Origin of the sequence: Streptosporangium sp. NPDC006013, from assembly GCF_040614275.1 — a bacterium.
GTDB lineage: Bacteria > Actinomycetota > Actinomycetes > Streptosporangiales > Streptosporangiaceae > Streptosporangium.
The window spans coordinates 1-6187 of record NZ_JBEXUE010000550.1; the positions used below are offsets into that span (position 1 = coordinate 1).

At 71.9% G+C, this 6187-nt stretch carries 7 protein-coding genes; all 7 read left to right on the forward strand.

Annotated features, from left to right (window positions below; all coding sequences use genetic code 11):
- On the forward strand, positions 1-1480 hold a 1480-nt coding region (locus tag ABZ260_RS44590; protein WP_355630180.1), incomplete at its 5' end, for a gamma-glutamyltransferase.
- A gap of 87 nt (positions 1481-1567) precedes the next feature.
- Positions 1568-2383, forward strand: a complete 816-nt coding sequence (locus ABZ260_RS44595; protein ID WP_355630183.1) for an SDR family oxidoreductase — start codon at positions 1568-1570, stop codon at positions 2381-2383.
- Complete coding sequence (locus ABZ260_RS44600; protein WP_355630186.1) at positions 2380-3126, forward strand: ABC transporter ATP-binding protein; 747 nt, start codon at positions 2380-2382, stop codon at positions 3124-3126. The genes ABZ260_RS44595 and ABZ260_RS44600 overlap by 4 nt, the downstream gene beginning before the upstream one ends.
- Complete coding sequence (locus tag ABZ260_RS44605; RefSeq protein ID WP_350927512.1) at positions 3123-3854, forward strand: ABC transporter ATP-binding protein; 732 nt, start codon at positions 3123-3125, stop codon at positions 3852-3854. The genes ABZ260_RS44600 and ABZ260_RS44605 overlap by 4 nt, the downstream gene beginning before the upstream one ends.
- Positions 3841-4716 carry a branched-chain amino acid ABC transporter permease gene (locus ABZ260_RS44610; RefSeq protein ID WP_350927510.1) on the forward strand — a complete coding sequence of 292 codons (876 nt, stop codon included), beginning with the start codon at positions 3841-3843 and terminating at the stop codon, positions 4714-4716. Before ABZ260_RS44605 ends, ABZ260_RS44610 begins: the two co-directional genes overlap by 14 nt.
- 5 nt (positions 4717-4721) lie before the next feature.
- Positions 4722-5720, forward strand: a complete 999-nt coding sequence (locus ABZ260_RS44615) for a branched-chain amino acid ABC transporter permease (RefSeq protein WP_355630192.1) — start codon at positions 4722-4724, stop codon at positions 5718-5720.
- Positions 5717-6160 (forward strand): hypothetical protein, encoded by a 444-nt coding sequence (locus ABZ260_RS44620; protein ID WP_355630189.1) that lies wholly within the window; start codon positions 5717-5719, stop codon positions 6158-6160. Before ABZ260_RS44615 ends, ABZ260_RS44620 begins: the two co-directional genes overlap by 4 nt.
- The last annotated feature ends 27 nt before the right edge of the window (positions 6161-6187 follow it).

Consider the following 6187-nt stretch of genomic DNA (forward strand, 5'->3'; position numbering starts at 1 on the left):
GTTTCTGGGGACGGAAGGCTACCGCGACCAGACCTGGCTCTGGGCGTGGGCCAACACGCAGAGCGATCTCCCGCCCAATCTTCTGCGCGCCGCCGCTCCGGGCCTGGCGCACCCGCGGATGTTCGCCCCGGCGGCGTCCGCGACCGGCACCGGCCTGTACAACTGGCCGGCCGTGCGTGACGACGCGAACATCGTCGGCCCGCTGTCGGTGGGCGTCCCCGGCGCGGTCGCCGCGTTGTGCCGGGCGCACGCCAGGTTCGGCCGCCTGCCCCTGGCCCAGGTGCTCGCCCCGGCGATCGAGCTGGCCGAGGCGGGGCACGAGACCAACTGGTTCGCCTCCTCGGCGATCTGCGCCGAGGCCCGGACGCTGCGGGCCTTCCCCTCCTCCGCGGAACTCTTCCTGCCCGACGGCCTGCCGCTGCGCGGCCCGTCCCAGGGCCCCGGCGACAGGCTCGTCCAACCCCGGCTGGCCCGGGTGCTCCGCGAGATCGGCACCGGCGGTCCTGACGCGTTCTACCTGGGCCGGGCCGCCCGCGCGATCGCGACGGCCGTCACCGGGGCCGGTGGCCTGCTGTCGGAGAAGGACTTCGCCGGGTATGTCGCCGACGAGTCCGAGGTCCTGCCCGTCGAGATCGGCCCGATGCGGCTGTACGGCCCGCACGCCACCGGGGTGATCTCGGTGATCGAGGCACTGCAACTGGTCGAGGCCGCCCGGCGGCGTGGGCTGGATCCGGGGGCTCGCCTGTGGGCGCGGGTGCTGTCCCACGCCTTCGAGGACCGGCTGCGCGAGGTCACCACCTCCCAGGAGGGTCCGGCGAGCTGGGCCCGGCTGGCCTCCCCCGAGTACGCCGACGAGAAGGTGGCCCGCTGGATCGCGGGCGGGGACAGCCCTCCCGCGCCTCCCGGCGGCTCCGCCAGGGCGGGGTGCACCTCGCACATGTCGGCGGTCGACGACGAGGGCATGACGGTCTCGCTCACCCAGACGGTGCTCGACCTGTTCGGCTCCCGCATGGTGGAACCGGAGACCGGCATCGTGCTGAACGACGGGATGATGTACTTCGACCCCCGCCCCGGCCGGGTGACCAGCGTCGCTCCCGGCGCGGCCGGGCTCAGCGCGGTCAGCCCCGTCGTGCTGACCGGCCCAGGGGACGCCGAGGCGGCGCTCGGCGCCTCGGGCGGGCGGCGGATCATCTCCGCCGTCGCCCAGATCGCCGCCCGCTGGCGTGACGGCGCGGACCTCCAGGAGGCGATCTCGGCGCCGAGGATCCACGCCGAGGGCGACCGCGTCTGGCTGGACACGCGCGACGCGGGGGCCTCAGCCGACCTCTCCGCCGCCGGGTTCGACGTCCAGGTCGTCACCGAGGAGCCCACCACCTGGCACTTCGCCCGGCCCAACGGCATCGCGCGGCGCGGTGGCGGAGCGTGGTCCCCCGGCGTCGACCGGATGAAGCCGTACGGGGTGGGCCTGCCCGGCGGATGAGACAGGCCGGCCGAGACGGCCACCCGGTCGCGGCCCACCACGGCCGACCAACACCACGAGTACCAGCAGATTGAGGGAGATATCGCGATGGCGAGCACTCTGACCGGGCAACGTGCCCTGGTCACAGGCGCGGCGGGCGGGATCGGCGCGGCCATCGCGCACCGCCTGCGCGCGGAGGGGGCGCGGGTCATGATCGCCGACGTCGACGTGGAACGCGGGACACGTACCGCTCTGGAGTTGTCGGGGGACGGCCCCGCATGCGTGTTCCAGGCGGCGGACGTGTCCGACGAAGGCAGCGTCGAGGCGCTGTTCGCGCGGGTCACGGACGAGTTCGGCGGCCTGGACATCCTGGTCAACAACGCCGGCATCGCGGAGAGCGGCGGCGGCGTCACCGGCGTACCGATCTCCGAGTGGCGCAGGGTCATGGACGTCAACGTCACCGGGACGTTCCTGTGTGCCAGGGCGGCGTTCCCGCTGCTGGCCGCGGGCGGGGCGGGCGCCATGGTCAACCTGTCGTCCATCTTCGGGGTCACCGGCCTGCCGGCCTTCCCCGCCTACTCCGCGGCCAAGGGCGCCATCGCCAACCTGACCCGGCAGCTCGCCGTCGAGGGCGGCCCGCAGGGAATCCGGGTCAACGCCGTGCTGCCCGGCTACGTCGACAACGACATGGGCGACTCGCGGAGCCTGCTCGACGCCGAGGCCGCCGCGGAGTCCCTGCGGCAGCGCGAGGCGGCGGCGGCCCGCCAGCCGGCCGGGCGGCAGTGCTCACCGGACGAGATCGCCGCGGCGGTCGCGTTCCTGGTCGCCCCGGACGCCTCGTTCGTCAACGGCGTGCTGCTCCCGGTCGACGGCGGTTTCCTCGCCCAGGGCGACTGGCGCGGGCCGGGGCAGGCCGCGTCGTGAACGGGAACTCGCAGGTCATCCTCGCCGCGCACGAGGTCGGCAAGTCGTTCGGTAGCCTCAGGGCCGTCGACGGCGTCTCGATGTCGGTGACGCGCGACGAGGTCTTCGGCCTGGCCGGCCCCAACGGCGCGGGCAAGAGCACGCTGTTCAACCTGCTCACCGGTATCCCGATCCGGCCCGACTCCGGAAAGGTGATCTTCGACGGTCACGAGATCCAGAACCGCTCGCCGCGCTGGATCGCCAAGGCCGGCCTCAAGCGCACCTTCCAGACCGAGGCCGTCTTCGAGTCGCTGAGCGTGCTGGAGAACGTCCGCATCGGCTCGGCGTACGGCGGCGCGGGCAGGGCCGGGCGCTGGAACCTCGCCCGGTGCCGGGAGGCGCTGGACGCGGTGGAGCTCGGCGGCGACCTGAACCGCCCGGCCGACGGGCTTTCGCTGATCGACCGCAAACGCCTGATGATCGCCGGCGCGCTGGTCAGCGGCCCTTCGGTACTGCTGCTCGACGAGCCCGCGGCCGGCCTCGACCCGGCCGACCAGGACGCGCTGATCCGGTTGCTGGCCGGTGTGCACGGCACGGGCGTCACCATGGTGATCATCGAGCACGTGCTGTCGGTGCTGGAGGCGCTCGCCGACCGGATGGCGGTCCTCGACAGCGGCCGGATCATCGTGACCGGCCGGCCGGCCGAGGTCCTGTCCGACCCGAGGGTCGTCGAAGCCTACCTGGGACCGGGGGCCGCGCGATGAGCGATCTGCTGACCGTGGAGAACCTCACCGCCGGCTACGGCCAGGCGAAGGTGTTGCGCGGCATCTCGCTGCGCGTCGGACAGCACGAGGCGATCGGGCTGCTGGGGCCGAACGGCCACGGCAAGACCACGCTGCTGCGCTGCGTCTCCAACCTGCACCGGGCCGCCTCCGGCACGATCGCCTTCGCCGGGCGGGACACCAGGGGCGAGTCCCCCGGCAGCCTGGTCAGGCGCGGGCTCATCCACGTGCCGCAGGGCTCGCGGCTGTTCCCGCAACTGACCGTGGAGGAGGCACTGCGGCTCTCCGCGTCCTCCAGCGGGCACTCCTCGACCTGGCGGGACGGGATCGACCAGGTGTTCTCGGTCTTCCCCAAGCTCAAGGAACGGCGCCGGCAACTCACCGGCACGCTCAGCGGCGGGGAGCGCCAGATGGCCAGCCTCGGCATGGGCCTGATGGCCCGGCCCACGCTGCTGATCCTCGACGAGCCCACGCTGGGCCTGTCACCGAAGGTCAAGCACGAGCTGAGCGAGTGCATCGTGCGGGTCCGCGCCGAGGTCTCGTCGGTCATCCTGATCGACGGCGACATGGACCTGGTGCTCGACCTGACCGACCGCTACCACGTCATCCTGCACGGCGACGTGGTGGACAGCGGCGCGTCGGACGGCAGCCGCAGCCGCGACGAGATGATGTCGCTCTTCCTGGGAGGGACCGCCGATGGACGGCATTAGTGTCATCGTGACGAGCACGCTCGTCCTCGGCGGCCTCTACATGCTCATGGCGGCGGGGCTGACGCTGATCTGGTCCACGCTGCGGGTCTTCAACTTCGGACACGGCGCGCTGATGATGTTCGGCGCCTACCTGACCTGGACGCTGCTCGACGCCGGCGGGCTGCCGGTGGCGGTCGCGCTGCTCGGCGCCGTGGCGGCGATGGCGCTGATCGGGTTGGCCTACGAGTTCCTGCTGGTCAGCCCGTTCATCCGGCGCCCAGGAGGCGACATGCTGGTGATGGTCGCCACGCTGGCGGCCACGATGCTGCTGCAGAGCGGCGCCCAGCTGATCTGGGGGCCGGAGATCAAGCAGCTCCCGCCGTTCGGTGGCGCGCGCGTCGAGGTCGCCGGGGCGGTCGCCCAGGGCAGCCAGCTCGTCACGATCCTGCTGGCCCCGCTGCTGGTAGGCCTGCTGGCCCTGGTCCTCAAACGCACCGGCATCGGGCTGACCGTACGGGCGCTGGAACAGAACCGCGAGCACGCCCAGCTGCTCGGCATCGCACCGCGCCGGGTCTACGTCTTCGTGGTCGTGGTCGCGATCGGCCTGGCCACCGTGGCCGGGGCGCTGCTCGGCAGCATGCAGTTCATCTCCCCGGGCATGGGCGGCGACCCGCTGCTGCGGGCCTTCGTGGTGCTCGCCTTCGGCGGAGCCGGCAGCCTGGCGGGCACCATCGCCGGCGCGTACGCCATCGGCCTGCTCGAGGCCGTCACCACCTACTACTTCGGGCTCTCCTGGAGCCCGGTCCTGGTCTTCCTCGCAATGATCGTGATCATGCTGGTCAAACCCGAGGGACTGCTGCGGACCAGGGTGAGGAGCGCGTGAACGTCATGACCAACCTGCGCTCCTGGGCCGGCTGGCCGGTCTACGCGATAGTCCTGGTGGCCCTGCCACTGATCTTCACCGACCCGCACGCCCGGCTGCTGCTGATCCTCTTCACTATGTACGGCGTGCTCGCCATGAGCTGGAACCTCACCCTCGGTTTCGCCGGCATCTTCAACTTCGCCCAGATCGGGTTCTTCGGCATCGGCGCCTACACCACGGGCATCCTGGCCACCCGCACCGGCATCGACCCGTGGCTGGCCCTGCCGATCTCGGGGCTGTCGGCCCTGCTGGCCTCGCTGGTGGCGTTCCTGCCGGTGCTGCGGCTGCGCGGCATCTACGTGGGCCTGGCCACATACGTCTTCTCCCAGCTCTGCATCTACCTGGTGCTCGGGCAGGCGGGCCTGACCGGCGGATCCAACGGCATCGTCGGCATCCCCCGGCTCAGCCTGGGCGACGTCAGCCTGCGGGCCGACGGCCGGATCGGCTACTACTTCCTCGGCGCCGCGCTGCTGTTCGCGGTCACCGTGCTGGTACGGATGCTGACCCGCTCGACCCTGGGCATGTCGCTGCTGGCACTGCGCGACAACGAGGCGCTGGCCACCAGCCGGGGCGTCTCCAGGGTGCGCCAGCACCTGATCGTCTTCATGATCGGCGCGGCCGTGGCCGGGGTGGCCGGCAGCTTCAACGCCTTCCTCAACGGCGTGGTCAGCACCGACGTCTTCGGCTTCGGCTACCTGACCCTGCTGCTCAGCATGATCTTCCTGGGCGGCAGCGGCAGCGTCTACGGGCCGATCGTCGGCGCCGTGGTCGTCACCCTGGTCTCCGACGTGCTGCAGGATGCCGGAGCCTGGCGCGACATGGTGATCGCCATGCTGATCCTCGTGGTGCTCTGGATCGCCCCCAAGGGCCTGGCCGGCATCGCGAACTCCGTCCTCACCTCGCTCCGGCGGTCCCGCACCCCCGCTCCGGAGCCCCTTCCCACCACCTCGAAGGAGACCGTATGACCACCGAACACGACGTGACCCGCCGGGTGCTGGAGCAGGTCGACCTGCTCGCCGAGCGGATGGTCTCCAGCCTGGCCGACGCGATCGCCATCCCCAGCGTGAACCCGCGCTACCCCGGCCAGGAGTACGACAAGATCGTCGGGGCGGAGGGCGATGTCAGCGCGCTGCTCGGCGACCTGTACGCCGAGGCCGGGGCCGAGGTCACCAAGGTCACCGTGGAGCGGGGCCGCGACAACGCCTGCGGCGTCGTGTCCGGCGCCGGCGGCGGCCGGTCGCTGCTGCTCAACGGGCACGTCGACGTCGTACCGCCGGGCCGCCTCGACCGGTGGCGCGGCGACCCGTTCCGCGCCCAGGTCACCGACGACGCGGTGACTGCTGCGTACGATAAGGACGCCGCAGTTCTGCTGAGGTTGTTTCCGTCGAACACTTCCGCCGCATAGGCGAGGCGACTCGCTGTGAGATTGTCG